Here is a 21,574-nt window from a genome sequence, read left to right as displayed (position 1 = left end):
ATCAACTACATCTGGATAATGAAAAATGGTCAGATAGATAACCGTTACACATTAAATTCGATTAATTCAGATTGGACGATTGCTGGCGCAGGTGACTTAGATGGAGATGGCACAGATGACATCATCTTAAGAAATCAAGTAGACGGTCGCAACTGGGCTTATTTGATGGAGAATGGACAAATCAAGACCAGCCAACTGATGAATACAGTGGCAGACACCAACTGGCAAATCGCCAACATGGGTGATTATGACGGCGATGGTAAGACAGACATATTGTGGCGCAATATACCTGCTGCACGCAATCTAGTGCACTTAATGGATGGCTTGACCATTAAAGATAAAGGGGTACTTAGACCGACTGACAATACTTGGACACTCGCTAAGTAGAAAAACCAAATCAAATCCTGCTTTAAGCAGGATTTTTTTAAACTTGAGTTAATGCGGAAGGCGAAACATTATAGTACTTTTTAAATGATTTCGAGAAATATGCCAAGCTATCAAAGCCAACAGCATAAGCAACTTCACTGACATTCATGTTTTTTTGCTCCAATAGTATTTTTGCTTGTTGCAAGCGTCTTTCTTGAATATATGCCGATGGTGACATACCAAAGCTTATGTTACATTTTCTCCGCATTGTTTCTTTACTCATGAACATTAACTGCGACAAACTATCAATATTAAAATCGCTTTGATGTAGATGAGTGAAGATGAATTTTTGAATGCTTTGTTCAAAATGATCACCGTTTTTTGACAGGGGTAATTCTGAAAAAAGTTGTATTTTCTGACGGGCAAAGTTTTTTCTACTATCAATCAATGTTTTGATTCGCATGACTAACTCAGAAGTGTCAAAAGGCTTGATAACGAAGTCATCTGCTCCACAAGCGAAACCGTCTACAATGTCCCTTTTAGAAGTTTGTGCTGATAGCAATAATATAGGAATGTGTTTTGTTTCTGGGTGGGCTTTCAGTTTTTGAGTCAATTCCAAACCACTCATTACTGGCATGGTTATATCAGAGATAATGATATCCGGAAGATCCTTTATTGCAGATTCAAAACCAGCGTGTCCATTTTCAGCTTCGAGTACCGTAAAATTGAAAGCTAACCTTTGGCAGATAAACTGCCTAAGCTCGACATTGTCATCAACCACCAAAATTTTCACGAGATCTTTTTCAAGTGTATCGTTAAAAAGTTCGTCATTTAGGTTTGCATCTTGGATAACAATCGGCTCTATCAATTCGTTCAGAGTAAAGTGAGATTTACCTAAATGTAACCACAAAGTAAACTCACACCCTTGGTCGATTTCTGTCTCCAAGTTAATCGAGCCATGATGCAATTCAATTAACTCTTTTACCAGTGCCAGCCCTATACCTGTGCCCGGTGTTGATTTACTTTGAGATGATTCTTCTTGATAGTAACGATCAAAAACTTGGTCTTTGTGCATTGATGGAATGCCATATCCATTGTCAGTAATTTTAATACCAAGAGTTTGCGGATGATGTATAAGTTCAATGCGGATTATCGTTTCTTTGCCGCTGTATTTAATCGCATTTGAGAGTAAATTAGAGACGCACTTATCAATTTGGTCAACATCGCAGTATACCTCATAGGGATTCTCACAATTTATTATTATTAGTTGTTGTTGATTTTGTTGCGCCCAGGGTAAAAATCGTTGGTGATTTGCTCTAAGTAACGCTGCAATATCGTGGCTAGCGACTCGTAGTGACAGTTTCCCTAGTTCAAGTCGATTTATATCGAGTACTTGTCCTACCAACGCCAGCATGGTCCTTGCATTATTTAACGCAGTTACCGTTAAGTTTTTTGTTTTCGTATCTATGTTGCTAATGCATTCTTTTAATATGGTTTCTAGTGGTCCAATGGTCAGTGTTAATGGTGTTCTAAACTCATGAGAAACATTGGAGAAAAATCGGTCTTTTAATATTTGCTGTTCTTTGAGTTCATCTACTTTGTGTTTGATTTCTTTGGTACGTTGTTGGATCCCAAGTTCCAAGGTAATGTTTTGTTGCTCAAGACCTTTATTACGGAGTCTTTGACCTAACTTGATGCTCATTGCAATGACAATTAGCAGCAACATTAGGTATAGCAATTTTGCCCAAATTGATGCAAACCAAGGAAATTCAATAGCAAAATGGTATTGTGTAGCCGAGGTTCTTCCCCACACATCCAAGGCTTCCACCTTTAGCGTGTAGTTGCCGCCTGATAGCATGGTGAAATCTTTACTTGTTTCGCTCGACCACGGTGTCCAATGCAGTTCTTCCGGTCCAGTAAACAAAGTACGGTATTGTGTTTTAGATGGGCTTGAATAGTCATATAAAGCATAACCAATGCGAATAGACTTATCTTCAATTGAAAAGGGGCCTTTGTTTGGATCTAACGATAAACGGGCGTTGCGATTAATACTATTTACATATTGAATTGAAAGCGGTGCCATTTGAGGCAGGTTGTAAATCGATTTCTCTGACATTCGATAGATATTTCCGTTTGCTACGCCAAACCATATTGCGTTATCAAAATAGGCTAATCCTCTGGTTCCTGAAGTATTGTAAGGCTTAAATAAGGCTTCTTGTTCAATATAAGTTCCAGAACTATCTTTATACATCACACCTGTGTCAGAACCTGCGTGATACCAGACACGTTGTTTTTTATCTACTTCAATCCTGAATATGTCTTTGCTTGGTGTTCTTAATGACACGGCAAAATCATCAGCTAATTTGAATTCATGTTTACTATTTTCTTGGTATTCAATTGCACCATTTTGCGTTCCAATAAACATCCTTTGCTCATAAAAAAATGGACGTAAATGGTCATTTCCAAGTGGTGCCGATTGCTTGTCAAATTTGAGTGATGATTCTTTTTCAATCACGCCATTAATGCTCTCTAGACGGTATAACTCCTGTTGTTCAGTCGTAAACCAAATATTATATTGTTGTTGGTCTATTGGCTGAATTGCTAAGTATTCTGTGCCGCTTTTATCTTCTATTAAAGGCGTTTCTTGCCACCGTCCCTTTATTTTTTGAAATTGTGATAAATGATTGCCAATAGTGGCATAAAAAGTGGTGTGGTCTGGAGAAAATACAAGTTCAGAAACCCAATCACTTGTCGAAATGAGTGTTGGATCTGAAATTAAAGTCTCTGTACCAACCTTAGTCCGTTTAAACAGATAAACGCCAGCTTCTGTGCCAACGAATAGCTCATCTTTAAATGCCAACATATCGAGCACGACTAGATTAAAATCAGGCGTTTGTGTAAAGATTGGGCTGCGGTTTTTACCTTTTGGAAAGGTAAGTTGATAAAACCCAGTGCCTGAAAAGAACAAGTCATCCCCAAAATTGTATATGTTTTCAAAATCCAAGGTGCCAGTATTACTAGAGTAATGGCTGCGCAGGTGGGGAGGTTGGAATACACTAATGTTGGGTAAACCCGCTAACCATATATTCTGTTGCTGATCTTGGAATATATTATAAATTGTGGACAAACCTAGTCCGTCATTTGGTTTATAATGCCGTAAGAGTTCAAAGGACTCATTAAAAATTACAAGTCCGTCAATAGTAGAATTTAAATAATAGAATCCGTCTTGGCCTTGTATGCCACCGTTGAGGTGATTTTCTGGTAACATGTCTGGTGAAATGACATTAATAAACGTGTCATTTTCGAGTTTATAGACGCCCTGCATATTCGTCACCATAACAACCTGATTTTGCTGATTCAAAAATACTGATTTGATCTGCATGTCGGCTGGGAACTTCCATTTTAGGGGCTTTGCAAGAGGTTCATTATTTACGAGCTCTATGGAATACAGTTTCTGTCCATCTTCTACCAAGAGCCATTCGTTAATTTTAAAAACACGAGAGCCTTTGGCATTAAACTGATTAATTTTGTTAATTTGTTTGCCATCCCAAACTAAAACAGCTTGATCAGTGCTGTATACAACAATTTCCTTATTGCTGTTGATGCCTCTAGTCTGACCAAAATCGTCAATAAGATGCTCAGTGGGTATTACAGTGAATCTAAATTTGCCAGTATCCGTTGGGCTGAAATATCCCAATTCTCCAACCGCACCAGCATAAATGTTGGCATCGTGCCAAATGGTAATGTCGCGAATTCGTGTATTATTTGGGGTACTCGTTTGTTGCCAAGTTTCGCCATTCCAAATTGATAAGCCATTGGCAGTGGCAAATAACATTCGACCATCGATATATTGGTTTATCCTCCAAATTTGATTTCCGCTTTGATGTTCTTCTATAGAAAATACAGTTGCTATGGGATCACCAACATATTGATACTCGTTTATTGATGAGTTTGCATTCGAGCATGCAAATATAACAATTGTTAAGACAAAAATAATATGACTACGAGAAAAATGATTCTTCATGATTTCTATGGATGCCGCAATATTCCATTTAAGTGCGAGTAAGGTCTCATATCGTCTCGTAACTTACTATGGATAAAGGTTTTTTTCGAACTATTGATTTATTATGGCAAAACCAAAACGTCCAATTTTTTTAAAAGGCCAATTTAAGCTCTAGTAAAATCTTGTAATCTAAATATTTATTACTGTAAAAAGTTGACGGATAAATGCAAACATTTGTGTCTATAGGACAAAAAATTGCGGATTCTGTTGCTAACATTCTTGAGATTTGTGAAGAAGATTGTCAATCAATGAACTTGTCGTTTTTACTATATTCATATTGATAGTGGCGGTTGAAATTGTATTCGTTCGTTTTATTAGTTTGAACAATTAATTTGACGTTTTAAATAAAAAGTACCTTGCGAATGATTATTGATTGACTAATCAAGAAATAGAAGTTCAATCCTGTATCAGAGAAAAAATAACCTGATGTTTTGACCTCACGCCTAATCTCAAGTGTGAGTTCTGCTTCAGCGGAAGCATATATCAAGCGAAGTGGTAAATTTGCCATCCCCATACCTACTTCTGAATTTGATGGTATCGGAGATTTCTTCGAAAGTTTTGGTGACTTAATCGTTCTTGGTGTTAAATACCTAAGTGAAAAAACATTCAATGCCATGCTAGGCATGACAGAACTGCTGCTAACAGGTAATCCTATTGCACTGTTTGATGAGTTTAATCTGGTCTTTGAGTAAACAGCTTCCTCTGTAACGACCTAGTCAAAATATACTCCACTTGTATTAACAAGCGTAATCGTTGGGTAATTTCAAGCTGGTCTGATTTTTATCTAATTCATTACCTATCCAATATACGCAAGTTTTTAGTTGTAAAATTTCCTTAGCAGCCGCGAATTTTGCGCATGGCTAATATCAACAAATTCAGTCTACAAATTTTGACATAGAGCAACTCAAATTAGGAATCGCCCCTAGTTTTCCAAGCTAGTTATTTCAAGAGTAAGGACTTAATTTTACCAACATTATCATCAATGAAGAATGAGGGTGAGCTTATTAAAAGCTGAACAAAAGCAAGTCTGAATGATGTGATTGACCGCACAGTTCAAACATTTGTGGGTATAGAGCAAACATTTGTGGGTATAGAACAAACATCAATCGGGTAAAACCGATATGGTGTCCTAAAGGATACATGTGGGGTGTATCTGGAGGTTCTTATAATCCGACCCTAAACCTTTAATGTTTAAACTCTGTTTTTAAGATTTAAGACATAAATTACTAAGAAACAGATTGGAGCAGCAAATATTATGGTTGACATGCATTTGGGCAAGTTCAGACAGGTTAATAATTTATCATCAGGCAAGTTTAAACGTTTTGTTGGGCTGATTTTGCCAGCGTGGCAATGACCTTTAGTGTTGGACTTTGTGCACAGGAAACTACTTTGCCTCGGCCTGACGAAGTCACGGTTTTTGGTGGTTTAGATCGGTCTGAACCTTGAATAGCTTCTCTGATGGCATCCTCGAACACGTGCAAACGAGCGTCAACCCTGTCTCCTTCAACGGTGCAAATCAAATTATACGTGCAGTTAGCCTCGTTGCTACTGGAGAGTTGGTGATAGAGATAAATCATCCGGACGGCATATATGAAAATGAGTCTCCGCCTTTATCTGAAGGTATCACAGAGCTATTTGGCCGTCACTGGTGTTGTTATAAACCCAGACTAAAGTCGGTATTGAGGCCAGACCTTTGGTGTATATAAGCCTACTTTGATTCAACGTAGACTACGAGTTGGATAATCCCCATTTTTAGCAGAGATTGGGCGGAGCAACTAAATATTAACTGCAAGGACGAGTACAAAATGAGCGGTTTATCTAGGTATGTAATAGCCTCAATATATATTTTAGCGATATTAACTGGGTGCAGTGATCTAAAAGAACAAGACAACTCAGAAGTCGCGCTTGTGGGCGAAAAGGCCATTCTTACTGCTCAATTAATTGCAAGACTCTCTGATAGAAGCAATGGTTTAAACGCTGCAAATCTAACTGAACAGCAAAAACTTTACGTACTGAACGGTATGATTGAGCGTGAAGTGCAAATTGCAGCTGCCCGTTTGGCAGGTTATGAGACCGAGCTTACTATTGTTGCCGCTGTAGAAAATTTGTTGATTAACAAATTACGCTCTGAGCAGTTAGACAAACTACTTGCTGACATCGCTATTTCACAAGCTGACGTTGAAAACTATTTTCAGCAGAATCTGCAAAAATATACCACCCCAGCGATGACTCGCTTGGCGATTATTCGTCTTTCATTATCCTCTCAAGCAAACTCAGATAAACAAGCTGAGGTCAAGGCTCGAGCTGAGCAAGCATACGCGTTAGCATTAAAATTACCTTATTCTGTCCATGGTTTTGGCTCTCTGGCAGCCAAATACTCTGATCATCAAGCAACTCGTTATGCTGGTGGAGATCTAGGCTGGATACAAAACGATAACAGTAATAAGCAGATTGACGATGCTGTTCTTGCAGCTATGACTAACCTGAATGAAACAGATAAAATGGCTCCTTTGGTCAAGGGTGCCGATGGCTATTACTTGGTCAAGTTATTGGACAGCCGAGCGTTAAAGCAGCAGAGCCTTGAACAGGTGGGCAGTAATATTCAGCGCATATTGGAGCGAGAAAAGCGCAAAAGTGTTGAAGCTGACTGGTTACTCTCATTACGCAAAAACATTGAGCCAGTAGAAGTTAATCAAGCGGTGTTGGCTGGCATCCAAATACCGGCGAACCTGCAATCTCAGCCAGCACAGTCTTTACCGCCTAAGTTACCCAATAAATAATTTTTTTAAATTAACTGATAAAACCAATATTCCGGAGAGACACAATGGTTAACTTTGTCTATAGATTTTCTCGCTTATTAGCACCATTAGGCTTGATATTAAGTTGTTTGAGCTACAGCACACACTTACAGGCAAATGTTAGCTGTGTAAGCGAACAAAGATGTACCCAGTCCATTGAGTTATCGCCAGGATGGAATTCGATTTACGTGCAAGTTGCCCCCGATGTTGGTGGTACTGAGCTTGTTTTTGCTGACTATGTTGATGGCGAAGGACCACAAATAAGCAGCGTTTGGACTTGGTTATCCCATCGAGCAAAAATTGATTTTATCCAGGATCCTGATCCAGATAGCTTATTAAGTGCGGCGGGGTGGTTACGATTTTTTCCAGCGCAAGCTCCACAAGCGTTTATGAATAACTTGTTTCTAATCCAAGCTAATCGCGCCTATTTAGTTAATTTAGACAGTGATACAGCTGTGACCCTGACTATTGTGGGTAAACCAGTAATGCCTAGTTCACAGTGGGAATCTGATTCATTTAATTTAGTTGGTTTTCATGTCGATCCCTCTAATTTACCTACCTTCTCTGATTTTTTTAGCCATGCACCAGCTCACCTCAGTCAAGCCATTTATCGACTGGAAAATGATGCATGGAAAAAAATTAATCCGTTAAATACCGTCATTCAGCCTGATGTTGCCTACTGGGTCTTTAGCCAAGGAAGCAGTGACTTTACCGGCCCGCTAGAAGTTGAATTACCGCAAATAAATAGACTTGAATACAGTACAAACTTAGAAAGTTTGACAGCTAAACTTAAAAATGGTCTTAACGCAGCGCAGATTGTCACTTTAGATATCATCGGTAATACACCTGGTATGTTTTATCCTAATCAAGACCTTAGCGCGGCCAAAAGTTGGTTGCCTTTGCCGGACAGCCTTGAACAGTTGGTGCCAGCCAACGGCACAATCAGACTAGCCCTAGGGGTCCGGCGAGCGGATTTCACGCCAGACAACTTTTCAGAAACTCTTGAAGTCATTAGTGCTACAGGCAGTCGCTGGTTGATCCCTGTTACCGCTTCAGCACCGAAACTAAATTCATTGTGGGTGGGGACGGTGACCATTGACCAAGTATCACAAGTACAAAATTACAAACATGACTGTGAAATTGCCCCTTACATAAAAACCTCATCAATATTAGTTGACGGTGTACCAACAGAAGTTCAAACCGCCATTCCAGCGCAACGTTATGCCTTATGTGTTAATGATAATGGGCTGCCGATTGCCGCGGACTCTGGCAATGCATTAGCGCCCGTTGCGGCTGACTTTTCATTTAGGGTCATTATGCACCGTGAAGGCTCTAAAATCCGTTTGCTTAAAGATGTAATTCAAATGCGTAAAGCCAATTCAGATGGGACAGTGGGAGACTATGTATTACTAACCGACGACTCGCTTATTGCTAACTACAGCGGTGTCACTTTACGCGATGGAGAATCGGTAGGCCGCCGAATAAGTACCATGGCATATGATTTTGGTCTAGATCAACAAGGTGTCGAAATCACAAGTATGGACATGCTAGCCGGTGGTTCATTTGATTCTCAAGTCAGTTTTGAACTGGAATTGGCTGCAGATGGAGCAACAAATCCTTTTCGTCACAAATACCATGCTCAACATGGAAAGCCTGCTTACATTGTTTCTCGAAAAATGGCATTTACCTTTGACGTTGTCGAGGAGGGTTTGGGGGCTGGATATGATTTCAAAAGTGGCACTTACTTAGAGATAGTCGACGGTCTGCATAAGTTACCCGTACTGGCTGCTGGGCGTTTCACCCTGAAGCACGCTGCACAAATCGATACATTAAATCAATAAGGTCTAAAAAATGAACATCAACATAATGCAGAACAAAGCAAAAAGTCGGTGCGTAATCTTAGCCTTGATTTTATTTTTAGGTTTAGCATTACAGCAAAATGCAAGTGCAGCTTGGCCAGTTCAGTTTGGTGGAATTGGAGATGAAGAAATAATTGATATGGCGGTTGATAAGTCCGGAAATATCATAGTTGTGGGTATGTTTGCAGGTAAAAATATTTTTCCAGTAGGACAAAGTGGTTTGCCAAAAGAGTTGGTATCAATGGGGGGTAAAGACATCTTTATCGTGTCCTACAACAGCGGTGGCGATATAAATTGGGTCAGGAATATCGGTGGAACAGGTAATGACATTGTCACTGCTGTGGTGATTGACCATGAAAACTCCATTTACCTCAGTGGTAATATTGGCACGGGTGATGCCATCTTCGGCTTAGATCGTGAAATCACAGCGAGTAGCGCTAACCGAGGGTTTAAAGCTAAGTTTTATGCCAGTGGTAATAAAGTATGGGCTAAACCTGTCAGTGATTATGGCACTCGTGACAATGATACAGATTTAGCTCTGTACACAACAGTCACCACCAATGCTCAGCAACAACAAGAATTCAATAGTGGTTTGATGGCCAGCTATACGGACTCGGTTAGGTCTTGGAAAGGCTACATCAATACGATTCAAACCAATGGTGTTAGCGACCTTAAAAAGTTTCTCGATGATAAGGGTTACCATAGACAGGAAGCCGCTAGAATTGCAGCATCTTCAGCCACAGAAGCGTATGTTTTAGGCTCAATCGGCGGTATTTATGATACGAGTGTCATTGACGATAGAGCAAAATTTTGTGGAACAATAATAGAAAGTGGTGGACCGGCCTACCCTTGGTACAGATGGCAATTTATCTCTAAGTACGAGAAAACCGCTGAAGGGTGGACCTGTAGTTGGTTAAAAAAAGTCGATGAAATTGACTATCGTGGTGACATCGTCACCGACAACTCAGGTGATGTTTATTACAGCGCTGCCGGATTGATCAAAAGGCTTAATCGTACAAATGGTGATGTGAGTATATTAGGTAAAGTATCTGATCGCTCGTTGATTTTAAAGCCGACGGATTATTCTGATTATAATATGGTTCATGTGAGCACCGACCGCGGTGGTTTAGCAGTAGATGATGAACAAAATGTGTATATATCCGGTGTCTATGTTGGCGCACCAATATTTGCTGGATTAGCAGAGGCTGCACAGTTGAGAACGGTCAATACACCGACACTTTTTGTCGCTAAGCTTTCTGCTAATGAGCGCAGCGCTGCGGGTGTCGAATGGAAATGGGCAACATCCACGAGTGTTGGCGATGGCGATATTGCTAATATTGCGCAAAAGAACGCTCGCATTGACCTCAGTAGTAGTGGCAATACTGTATTTGTCGCAGGCTCAACATCAGGTTATGAGCGTTTTAACGACAGCGTTATTCGAGCAACACTGGCAGAAGTGGGGGGAGCCCTAAGTTTTGACGGCATAGATAACAGCCTTAAGTTTGATGTCCCGCACAATATCGCAAATAAACAGTTAGTCGATTATCAATTATCTTTTAAAGTAAAAATACCTGAGGATGCTAAATTTCCATTGACCTTGTTAAATAGTCCACTAGGGGATGGAAATGCTTATCAACTGTTGATGCCTGACGCGAGCACCTTAGAAGTGCATGAGACGGTAACGAATAATTTTGTTTCCGGCACCACAACGGTTATTACCTTGAGTTTCAGCCTTGGTCTCGCCCTTAATAATGACGTTTGGCATAAATTAAATCTTACTCGCACGCGGCCTAAAACCTACGACACCATGTTTGCGCCCCCGGCTAATTTTTCCTTATCTGTCAATGGCACTGCGTTAAGCAGTCAATCCGTTAATCTAGTGGAAAAATCTTTACTGTTTCCTGTGACTCACGAATTTGGTGGGGGCTTCTCTGATGCGAACAATTTCAAAGGGCTAATAGATGACCTCAAAATTAAACTCACCTCTTACACAAAAGGAGTCAACGAGCGAGATGGCACTAAGTGCTACTTTTATGGCTCTTTTTGTGACTCTACCCCCACTTTTTTTAATCCGACTGTCACCGAAAGCCAATGGACATTTAATCCCTCAACCACAGTTGATGAGATAATACAGGACACCTTGGCCAGTAATAACATTCAGTTGGCTGATTTTGATGCCGCTCAACGACCTTTACTTGTGTCGATCCCAGATGACAATTTTGCCTTACGTTTTGATGGTGTCGATAATGTGCTTTCAATTCCCATTCCTCATGCGACGAATACTCAAATACCCACCTACGAAATAAGCGTTAAATTCTGGCTGACGTCTGATGCGGTATATCCCCAAGTACTGATGAGTGATTCGGATAGATTCCATGTCATTATGAAATCGCCAACCGTTTTAAGCAGAATAGAAAATAGTCAAGCGCCAGTAGAGCTGCAATTGGCTAAACCCCTTGAAAAGGGCAAGTGGCACACCTTAAAACTCGCCCGCTTGGTTGAAGTCCATAGTGTTAATGACTATAGCCTGCGGCTTCCAGTATGGCTCGATGGCATTCAAATATTTGAACAAGACCAAGCTGAATCCCATTTATATCATGGTCAACAGAATGAAATAAACGCATTTTTAAGGCAAGCATTGTCATTTGGTCAAACTACGTCGACCTTTACATTTGCGGGGTATACACAACTGAATCCCTTCAAAGGTTTTGTTGATGATATTAGTATCATTGCGCAAATTTATGCATTGGAACCCTTAGAACTGGTTGATCCTAATGTTTCCCCTGGTGTTATTAAAAATAATAAAACCGTTATTGAGGGTGGCTGGGAGTTTAATACACCGTTAACCGATACGGTCATTCCTAATATAGCCCCTTCTGGTTCACTGATGGATATCGTTCTGACTGGCATGACATCCGCACAATTGCCAAGCCAGTTGCTAAATCTTACTGCAGAGCCTCGCGATGGCTATATTTCTTTATTGGATGCGGTTTCGGGCGCGTGGTTAATTCCACAAAGTTGGGAGATTGGCCAAGCCATCGCCTTACCTGTGGGGGCATCAGATCTGCGACCCGATATTAAAATTGATGGTCAACTAGCAACAGACTCTTCAAGCTATTTGTATTGGAGTCCTTCAGAAGGCAAGTTGTATGCAATAGGTGAAGCGCCGGGTATTGTTACCATTGAATGGAAAACGAGTTCAGATACGCAGGATGAAACGCGGGTTACTACTATTGGCTCTCCTGTACAAACGAGTGAACTGGTGCAGACGCATATCGCTGGCACTTCAGTCGCCCTTGAGCCAGCGCATGCTATTGATAATACCGATAAAAGATTGGTTTTTAGTCGGGTCGTGTATCCCGCTAACTCAAACAATCTGGTTACTTCTGACAGCCAAGGTAAGATGTTTAATCGAAGTGTTGTCACGGCGAGTCAATCACCTTATGTGGTCTTGCAATTCACAGTGACACCTGAAAATGAAGTCTCTAATCCACAGCTTCAAGGGTCAGTGTTTCAAGTGGTGTATACCAAAAATTGGCTAGAGTTAGCAGAGCAAAAAAGTTGCCTAATAGGCCAAGCCATCACTGATGATAGGCATGATAAACTAAGCGGCCGCAATGGCCATGTGGTCAATAGTTTATCTCGCTATGACAATACGATATACAACGCAGGAACAGGGCCTATTTTCGCGGTTAATCAACGGGCAACAGATGCAGTTGAAGATTATCTAGGCGTCGTGTGGTTTACTGCCAATTCGTTGGGACAATTTTGGGCTGATACCCCCGTAAAGTATAATTGTACTTGGCCACAAAATCCGGATAAAAATATTGTCATTGCTAATCAGCAAGGATACGAGTTGCCTAGCAACATGTCGAATCCCAGTATATATCGACAGGCAAATCCCAATATTGCGGGTTACAACCCAAATGAAGAGCATGCTTTAATACAAGACAATACCGTGTTTGCCTTGCGTAATGATCTGAATAGTTTGATCAAAAACAGAAGTCCTGCACTGGCCTCTGAACCTTATGTATTAGTGAAATATCAAGATTCCTATAATTCGAAAAAATGGGCGTTTGAAGTATTGGCGATTGAAGCCAGCACGATTGATGAACCGTTTGGGCCAAAAGAAGGTAATCAACGCTATCGTCAAGTGGCGGGTTCTTTGTTGCAATTACCGCAGCCACTGACGCGCATGGGGGTATGTGAACAAAATCAAATTACGTTTGATCCTAGCACTGCCGCTTGGGAAGATTACAAAGGCTTTACGTGGGCAAGAGCGCAGGGCAACGTTACTTTGCAATATTATTATCCCCTGCAAGAAGATTTTGATTTCGATCTCAATACCGACGGTATACCAGATGCGCCCGCGGGATCGTGTATTCCTTGGTTAGATAGAGTGGCGGACAAACCAGAAAGTACACCGATAGGTTCACCGATCAACATTAATTACAGTTTTGTTTGGCCTGAATCCGTGCCTTTGTTGAAACCCGGTGAAACCGTATTTTCTTCAAAAGAAGTGCCTTGTTCGAATGGTTCAAATGCATTCAAAGCTTGTTATTTGCCAACAATTAATGGTCAGGCTGCGGCGCAGATTATATTTGATCAGACGATTCAAGCAGGGCTCAGTGAACCCATAGATGCCTTGGCCAAGTTAATCGATCCGATCAGCGCTCGTAGTGTACATCTCGCCGAGTTAAATGGAGCTATTGCGACATTTTCGCAGCAAGGTAAAAAATACTTTTCTAATCTTCCCTTTGTATTGCGTTCACGTTTGAGTTACGACGAAATAAATAAAACCTTGAGTTTCAAAGGTACTTTTGATGACAGTCAAATTGGTGATCCTCACTTATTGCCAAACATTATGACAGCCAGAGAGCAACAACGGATCCTAGATTTAGATGGTGCAAATGACGCGTTTAAAAATGCAGTTGTCGCGCTATATAGCCTCACTCGTAACCCCAATAGTCTAGATCTTGATTTATATGCTGAACCAGATGATCTGCCGGATAGCGACTATTTAATTGGTTTACAGCCCAAATACTTAGGACTAGGCATTGATGAAGACGGCGATGGCAAAGCGGATAATTTTGAAGATAAAAATAATAATAAAAAAGATGACCGCTTAGATAACGGCAGTTTTAGTTTACCTGCAGGACAGTTTTTAGCGAGTGCATTAGATTTCACGGTAGCAGAAACACAAGCACTGCTTGGCACGCCCATGGCCCTCAGTGCTGGACGGCCTTCCGGAGAGGGCTATTTGACCGTCGCCTTCAATAACCATCCTAGCTTAAGTAGTTTGCCCGTGAGCTTGCAAGTTATTAAATTGGATTCAAGTCAGGGGGTGTATCAGGGGAGTATTTGGATTGTTCCTTCTGATAATGTGTTTGAAGAGTCATTAACTCTGCGCCACACTGGTGATTTTGCTGGCGACCCTGATAACATTAATTTTCAATGGTACTATCAGCCTGATACTAACGGTCAACCTGCCGCGCCAGACGATACGCCGACGTCGCCTTGGTTAATTCATCAAGATTCGGGGCCAGGTGCCTTAGATGTGACTATTGAAGGTCCGGGTCTTTTAACACTCAGTGATAATTGGTTTATTACCCGCTACGGTGGTAAAGGACAATATAGCGGATTAGCAGTAGGTGACAATGATAACACCCCCAGCCCTTGGGCCGGCGATCCGTCACAACCTGCAAATGCACCCAAGGCGATGTTAGCCACCGGGTGGATAAAACGGGTCATTGCAGGCCTAAATCCCTTTGACCAACGTGTGCAAAATTTCCATACCGATACCATCAGTACGTTGACCAGCATGATTGCGCAGGCAGGAGAGCCCTTTACTGGACCCATCCCCTTTAACCCCGATCCTGATGTAATCAATGGGGTTGGTATTATAGAAGCATATCAAACGGTATTAGATCGTGGCCAAGACTTAAGCATTCGCGCAGGTTTTAATGACATTGCAGCAAATACTCAGCTATTGAATGCGGCATCTCGCATTGCGGATTTGTATATGTTGTTAGGTAACGAAGCCTATGCTGATGCGCAAGATCCTACTATTGGCTTTGATACAAAAAGTGCCATAGGCACTTTAGCGTCTTCGATATTCACTTTCCAAAACCAATTGGTATCACCCTTAGAAGAAGAATTGGTATTGCTCAGAGGTCGTGATGACAGTCGTGCAGGGGTTGCCGGACATCCGGTAAACAATCGTCTGTTTTGGAACTTCACTCAAGGTAATGGTGAAGTAGCTTATGCGCAAAGCTATCGCATTACCGATCAAAATGCCGATGGTTTTATCAATGAAACCGATGCGCGTATCCTTTATCCGCAAGGACATGGCGATGCGTGGGGGCATTATTTAACGTCGGTAAAGACCCGTTATAGTTTACTGCAAGAGCCCAACTATACGTGGGTGCCTCGCGCTGAATCAGTCTTAGTGGCAGGTGTGCCGATTGAAGTAGATTATCTTGATGAGCGAAAGTTTGCCGCAGCAGCGGCTGCTAAAGCCCGTGCCGGTGCTGAGATTGTTAACTTAACTTATCGCGAAAAATATGTTGAAGCACCAGCAGGTCAATGGCAGGGCTACAAAGATACTGACCGTGATAGAGCATGGGGACTTGACGGTTGGGGGAGACGTTCTGGCCAAGGCGCTTATTTTGATTGGCTCACTGCCAATGCTATTTTACCGGCTACCGATCCTAATCCCGAGCACACCGGAATCGAAAAAATTGACCGTACAACCGTAATTGAATTGGACCAAATTGTTGCAGGTTTTAATGATATTCAAGCGCAGTTGGACAAAGCTGATGCAGGGCTTAACCCTCTTGGCTTGGCCAAAGGTGTCGTGCCTTTTGATATTGACCCGAGCTTTTTACAAGTGAGTTCCGCAGTGCAAGGTCAGAACCATTTTGATCAAATTGCTAGCCGAGCACAAAAAGCCTTGGATAATGCGATTCGAGTATTTGACCACGCCAGCCAACAAACACAATCACTGCGAAAGGTGCAGGACGATGTTGATCAACTTTCTGGTTTGGTCAAAGGTCAAGAGCGAGATTTCAAGCATCAGCTGATAGAGATATTTGGTTACCCTTATGCTGGGGATATCGGGGGAGGCAAAACCTATCCTTCCGACTATGATGGTCCAGATTATTACCACTATATGTATGTCAATAGTGATTTGACCGGAGATTTACCTCAACCTGATGGCTCATTTACCGGTTTTTATTCTGCGATGCAGTTTGGTAGTGAAAGTGGGTTTATTTTTGATTCTGATTCATTGAGTAAAGCCTATAAAAATGTCAACGCGAGCGAAGTACTGGAAGTTGACTTTCCTAATGCACAAGGAGCTGATTGGCAGTATGTGGCGCCCAGTGCTTGGGGCAAAAGACGTGCACCTGGACGTTTGCAAGTCGCCGTTTCAGATCTGTTGCAATCTCAAGCTCAATTGCAGCGGTCGTTAACTCAACACGAGAATTTGCTAATAACTATAGAAGCCGCTGCCGATTTAGTTAAAGCAGAATTCAATACAACCGAAGAAACCATCACTGTTCTGCAAAATAAGAAAAATGCATCAGATGATTTAAAAAGTGCAATTGGACTTGCAAGGGCAGGACAACTTAGTGGAAGAACGCTGGCAAAAGTAGGTGAAGAAATTGGTGAATCAGTCAAAGAGTGTTTCCCTAAATCTGTTGGGTTTTCTGTTGACGCCACGTCATCTCTGCGATGTACAGCATTGGCTGGATTGGGTGTTGCTGCAAACGTTATCGGTTTTGCTGTTGCCGACAGTTCAGAGATTGCAGAGTTGAAATTAGAGTTGAGCAAAGAATCAGCTGAACTGCAAGCAGATATCAACCTAGTAGCCAAAACAACTAACGTTGCGTTATTACAACGCATTAAAGAGCTAGAGCAACTTTGGCGTGAAGAGGCAGTATTGCGCATTGAGTTATTCACTCAAAGTGAAGTTGTTAATCAAAATCAGGGTAACTATTTTACTATTCTGGCGGAGGGACAACGTTTGCTCGAAGAGCGCCGTGCATTTCGGATTGCAGCTGCAGCCGATACCCAGCGTAGTCGTTACACCGATTTAACTTTCCGAATTTTCCGTAATGACGCATTAGCCAAATATCGGGCGCAGTTTGACTTAGCCGCGCGCTATGTTTATTTGGCTGCCGCGGCTTATGACTATGAAACGAATTTATTGGGTAATGAATCAGGTGCCGGAAGGGAGTTTTTAGCTGACATTGTGCGTCAACGTAGCTTAGGTCAAGTGATTGATGGTAAACCTATTGCCGGAACTCCGGGGTTGGCTGATGTATTAGCGCGTTTAACACAAAATTTTGATGTCTATCGTGGTCAACTCGGATTTAACAATCCGCAAGTTGAAGAAAATCGCTTTTCATTGCGTAAAGAGCTGTTCCGCCAAGCGGGCAACGATGAAGCGTGGCGCAAGACATTGGAAGATGCGCGAGTTGAAAATTTGTGGGACGTGCCAGAATTTCGCCGATATGCGCGACCCTTCACAGTTGAAAGTGCCGGGGCGCAACCGGGCTTAGTGATTCGATTCTCCACTACCGTGACCTTTGGACTTAACTTCTTTGGGCATGAACTGGGCGGCGGTGATAGTGCTTATGACCCCACTAACTTTGCCACTAAAGTACGCGCAGTTGGCACTTGGTTTAAAGGTTATGATGGGGCGGCGTTGTCCAATACACCCCGAGTTTACTTAGTGCCAGTGGGTATGGATGTATTGCGTTCACCCTCTGGTGATGATTTTAAAACGCGCGAATGGCGAGTCGTCGACCAAAAACTTCCTGCACCATTCCCAATTGGCGCCTCAGATTTAACCAATCCTGATTGGATCCCAATTAATGACTCGTTAAGTGATACCTATGGTGATATTCGCAGAATGTCGAGTTTCCGCGCTTATCATGACAGTGGGGCCTATTTACCCAGTCAATCAATTAGTGATTCACGTTTGGTTGGCCGCTCAGTATGGAATACCGAGTGGATGTTAATTATACCCGGTGGAACCTTACGATATGACCCTGATGAAGGATTAGATCGCTTTATTCATGGCCAATTAAATCTTGATGGTGCCACCCGCAATGGTCAGGGTATTACCGATATTCTGTTGCACTTCCAAACCTACGGTTTTTCCGGTAATTGAGGCGATGAAAATGAAACGCAATAACATGTTAAAACTTTCTCAGTTTCTATTTGTTTGGCTTATGCTGCAAATCAATATGGTTGAGGCTTCCATCCCAGAGCCAGATAATGTGCTTTATGGAACAATAACGCTAGATACTGAATTACTGACCTCAATCGATTCTAACCAAGGTGTCGTGCTCAAGTATAAAAGTGCTGAGGTAGCTCGTTATATGCTTGGCGATGACCCGAGTGCAGGAGATCGCTATTTACTCAAAGTCAGTATCGATGCCCTAAACGAAACGACATTTACACAGGGTGATATTTTAGAGGTATTTTTTGTCCTTGATGAACAGATGTTCGCTGTGGCTGAATTTGTTATAGCAAGTCGAGGCACAACCAAAGAGTTAAATTTAGTATTGTCGATTGACGCGTTAAGCACTGAAACAACGCCGTCTGAAACAGATACAGACGGTGACGGTATCCCCGACAGAATTGAAATGGCTAATGGACTTAACCCTTTTGACTCTGCGGATGCGTCACTTGACTACGATGACGACGGCTTCAGCAATTTAACCGAATACCTTGCGGGCACGGATATTCAACTAGACCAACAAGCCCCCTTAATTACCGCGTCAGCAATGACCACAATACAAGCCAGTGGTTTGTTTACCCAACTTAGCCAAGTTGGCGCGATGGCCTATGACCAAAAAGACGGATTACTGATCCCAACGTCAGATAGCAATGGTTTTTATGCACCGGGTAGCTATGAGGTCCTATGGACAGCGACAGATGCAGCTGGCAATCAAGCCACTGACATTCAAATACTTAAAGTTAATCCCTTAGTCAATTTCTATCCCGATCAATTGGTAGCTGAAGGAAGTGATGTTAGCGTTACCCTTGAATTAAATGGTTTTGCTGCGAGCTATCCAGTGATAGTGCCTTTTACCGTGAGCGGACAAGCACAGGGTAACAACATCGATCATACTTTGGTCGACGGCGAAGTTGTTATTTCAGCGGGATTGATAGGTAGTATTGAATTTTCTGTGGTTGATGATGGAGTAAGCGGTGAAGATCTTGAATCGGTTATCATTACCATGGGTACGCCAATCAATGCCGTTGCAGGTCAACAGCACGTTTTTGTTGCCCAGATAACTGAAAAAAATCTTGCACCACAGCTTCACATTGTTAGCGAGCAAGGTGCAGGACCAACAACGATCATAGTAAAAAATCAAGGAGATATAACACTCACTGCTGTGGTCAACGAGCCAAATCTTGCTGATACCCATAGTTTTGATTGGTCTCTTAGTGACAATACATTGGTGGATACTGATGGTGATAATACGAATGCAACGATGGCAATCGATTCAGATACTCTAGTGGCTGGCGTGTATCAGGTTGTATTAAAGGTTAGTGATTCGGCAGGGAATATAGTTTATCGCAGTAGCTTGTTAAAAGTATTGCAACAAGCACCAGTATTATCTGATGTTGACAGCGATGGTGATGGTGTAAGCGATGACATTGATGGTTACCTCGATGCAGATGGAGACGGTATCGCGCAATATCTGGACGCCATAGATAAGCCTTATGTCTTACCCGGTAAACGCACTATCAGCAATCAATTCTTGATCGAGACTTACCCCGGTTTACACTTATCCTTGGGGAAGGTCGCTCGTCAGTTAAATGCTGGGAGTGGGTTTGTTAACATCGCCGATGTTAAGTCAATGTATTCAGGTCTAGAGCAACCTTACGATACGTTTAGCAGCGGTTTGGTAGACGTTCGAGTAAGCCAACTAACGACAACGGGTTCAATTAGCATTGTTATTCCTCAGTTTTTGCCCATTCCAGAGCAATCACTTTATAGTCAGCTAAATCTGACAGAATTAAGCTGGTCGCCTTTTTTTATCGACAGCCAAAATAAACTATATTCCGCGCCAGGGGCAGAGGGTTATTGTCCTGCACCTGATGACAGCTCATACGAAATTGGTTTAGTTGCGGGCAGTTGGTGTGTGATGTTACGCGTGGTTGATGGAGGATTAAACGACTCTGATGGTGAAGTGAATCAGCAGTTCGCTCATATTGGTGGGGTGCAAAAGCTTGTTGCTCCTCCGCCAGTAGCCGACAATGATGAAGATGGCATCCCTGATGAGCTGGATCTGGACGACGACGGTGATGGTTATTCAGACCTAGATGAAGTCGCCGCCGGAACAGATCCGCTCAGTCCGACAAGCCTGCCACTGGACACGGATGGTGATTTGATTTCAAACGTGACTGATAGTGACGATGACAATGATGGTGTATTAGATAGTGATGATGCCTACCCATTAGACCCAAGTCGTTCAAGTGATGTGACTTATGTTGCTAAAAATGATGTTGATGGTGATGGTAAGTCTGATTTATTGTGGCGTAGCCTTGCTAAAGGATGGAACTTTTTGTGGGCCATGGATGGAGAGCACACTAAAGAGGCGCGTCCTATCAATGTAGTACAAGATGATGGTTGGTTGATGGCCGGACAGGGCGATTACGATGCCGATGGCAAATCGGATATTTTTTGGCGCAATATTCGGACTGGTCAAAACTATATCTACCTAATGGAAGGCTTTAATATTAAAGCTCGTAAAGTCCTCAACTATGTTAGCGCACCTCAGTGGGAGTTACGAGGCAGTGGTGATTTTAATGGTGATGGTAAAGGGGATGTCTTGTGGCGTCGTGTCGATAGAGGTGATACTTGGTTCTACATGATGAATGGTCTCAGTATTGATAGCAGTCAGCCATCGTTATGGGTCATAGACTTGAACTACAAGGTAGTCGCCATTGGGGATATTGACGGTGATGGCACGGATGACGTAATTTGGCGCAATCAATTAACGGGTATCAACTATATTTGGGTAATGGTAAAGGGGCAAATTACACAACGATATGAACTGAATTCGATTAACTCGGATTGGACAATTGCGGGAGCAGGAGATCTAGATGGTGATGGCACTGACGACATAATTCTAAGAAACCAAGTCGATGGCCGTAACTGGGTGTATTTGATGGAGAAGGGTCAAATCAAGACTAGTGCGCTAATCAACACAGTGGCAGACACCAATTGGCAAATAGCTAACATGGGTGATTATGACGGTGATGGCAAGGTGGACCTGTTATGGCGCAATGAGTCAGCAGGTCGTAATATCATACACCTAATGGATGGCCTTTTCATCAAAGCTAAAGGGGTGTTAACTCCAGTTAATGACACTTGGCAAGTGGCACATTAATTACTTAGCTAATCCTCTTTATAAAATAAGCAAAATCCCGGCATTTGGCGGGATTTTTTATGCTGACTATTT

7 protein-coding genes are annotated in these 21,574 nt (G+C 42.2%); 6 read left to right on the top strand and 1 reads right to left on the bottom strand.

Annotated elements, in window-relative coordinates; genetic code table 11:
• On the top strand, positions 1-387 hold a 387-nt coding region (locus ABKW31_RS17105), incomplete at its 5' end, for an FG-GAP-like repeat-containing protein (RefSeq protein WP_348617789.1).
• 37 nt (positions 388-424) lie between these two features.
• On the opposite strand, the gene ABKW31_RS17100 is transcribed toward ABKW31_RS17105, so the two are convergent.
• Positions 425-4,390 carry an ATP-binding protein gene (locus ABKW31_RS17100; RefSeq protein ID WP_348617788.1) on the bottom strand — a complete coding sequence of 1,322 codons (3,966 nt, stop codon included), beginning with the start codon at positions 4,388-4,390 and terminating at the stop codon, positions 425-427.
• A gap of 470 nt (positions 4,391-4,860) precedes the next feature.
• Here ABKW31_RS17100 and ABKW31_RS17095 point away from each other — a divergent pair, with 470 nt between their 5' ends.
• The 5 genes from ABKW31_RS17095 (at position 4,861) to ABKW31_RS17075 (ending at position 21,502) form a co-directional block, all read left to right on the top strand.
• Positions 4,861-5,121, top strand: a complete 261-nt coding sequence (locus tag ABKW31_RS17095) for a hypothetical protein (RefSeq protein ID WP_348617787.1) — start codon at positions 4,861-4,863, stop codon at positions 5,119-5,121.
• 1,113 nt (positions 5,122-6,234) lie between these two features.
• Positions 6,235-7,209 carry a peptidylprolyl isomerase gene (locus tag ABKW31_RS17090; protein ID WP_348617786.1) on the top strand — a complete coding sequence of 325 codons (975 nt, stop codon included), beginning with the start codon at positions 6,235-6,237 and terminating at the stop codon, positions 7,207-7,209.
• Positions 7,210-7,253: 44 nt separating this feature from the next.
• Positions 7,254-9,068 (top strand): hypothetical protein, encoded by a 1,815-nt coding sequence (locus ABKW31_RS17085; protein ID WP_348617785.1) that lies wholly within the window; start codon positions 7,254-7,256, stop codon positions 9,066-9,068.
• Positions 9,069-9,078: 10 nt separating this feature from the next.
• Positions 9,079-18,264: a hypothetical protein gene (locus ABKW31_RS17080; protein WP_348617784.1), complete on the top strand. Its 9,186-nt coding sequence runs from the start codon at positions 9,079-9,081 to the stop codon at positions 18,262-18,264.
• A gap of 10 nt (positions 18,265-18,274) precedes the next feature.
• Positions 18,275-21,502, top strand: coding sequence for a VCBS repeat-containing protein (locus ABKW31_RS17075; protein WP_348617783.1), 3,228 nt, complete (start codon positions 18,275-18,277; stop codon positions 21,500-21,502).
• Positions 21,503-21,574: the final 72 nt, after the last annotated feature.

It is taken from the genome of Paraglaciecola sp. 25GB23A, assembly GCF_040012495.1.
Classification (GTDB): Bacteria; Pseudomonadota; Gammaproteobacteria; order Enterobacterales; family Alteromonadaceae; genus Paraglaciecola.
This window is presented reverse-complemented; position numbering and strand designations above follow the sequence as displayed.

Bases quoted from the DNA above. Each gene is read 5' to 3' on its own strand.
- ABKW31_RS17080 (WP_348617784.1), top strand. From the start codon at position 9,079: ATGAACATCAACATAATGCAGAACAAAGCAAAAAGTCGGTGCGTAATC.
- ABKW31_RS17085 (WP_348617785.1), top strand. From the start codon at position 7,254: ATGGTTAACTTTGTCTATAGATTTTCTCGCTTATTAGCACCATTAGGC.
- ABKW31_RS17100 (WP_348617788.1), bottom strand. From the start codon at position 4,390: ATGAAGAATCATTTTTCTCGTAGTCATATTATTTTTGTCTTAACAATT.
- ABKW31_RS17075 (WP_348617783.1), top strand. From the start codon at position 18,275: ATGAAACGCAATAACATGTTAAAACTTTCTCAGTTTCTATTTGTTTGG.
- ABKW31_RS17090 (WP_348617786.1), top strand. From the start codon at position 6,235: ATGAGCGGTTTATCTAGGTATGTAATAGCCTCAATATATATTTTAGCG.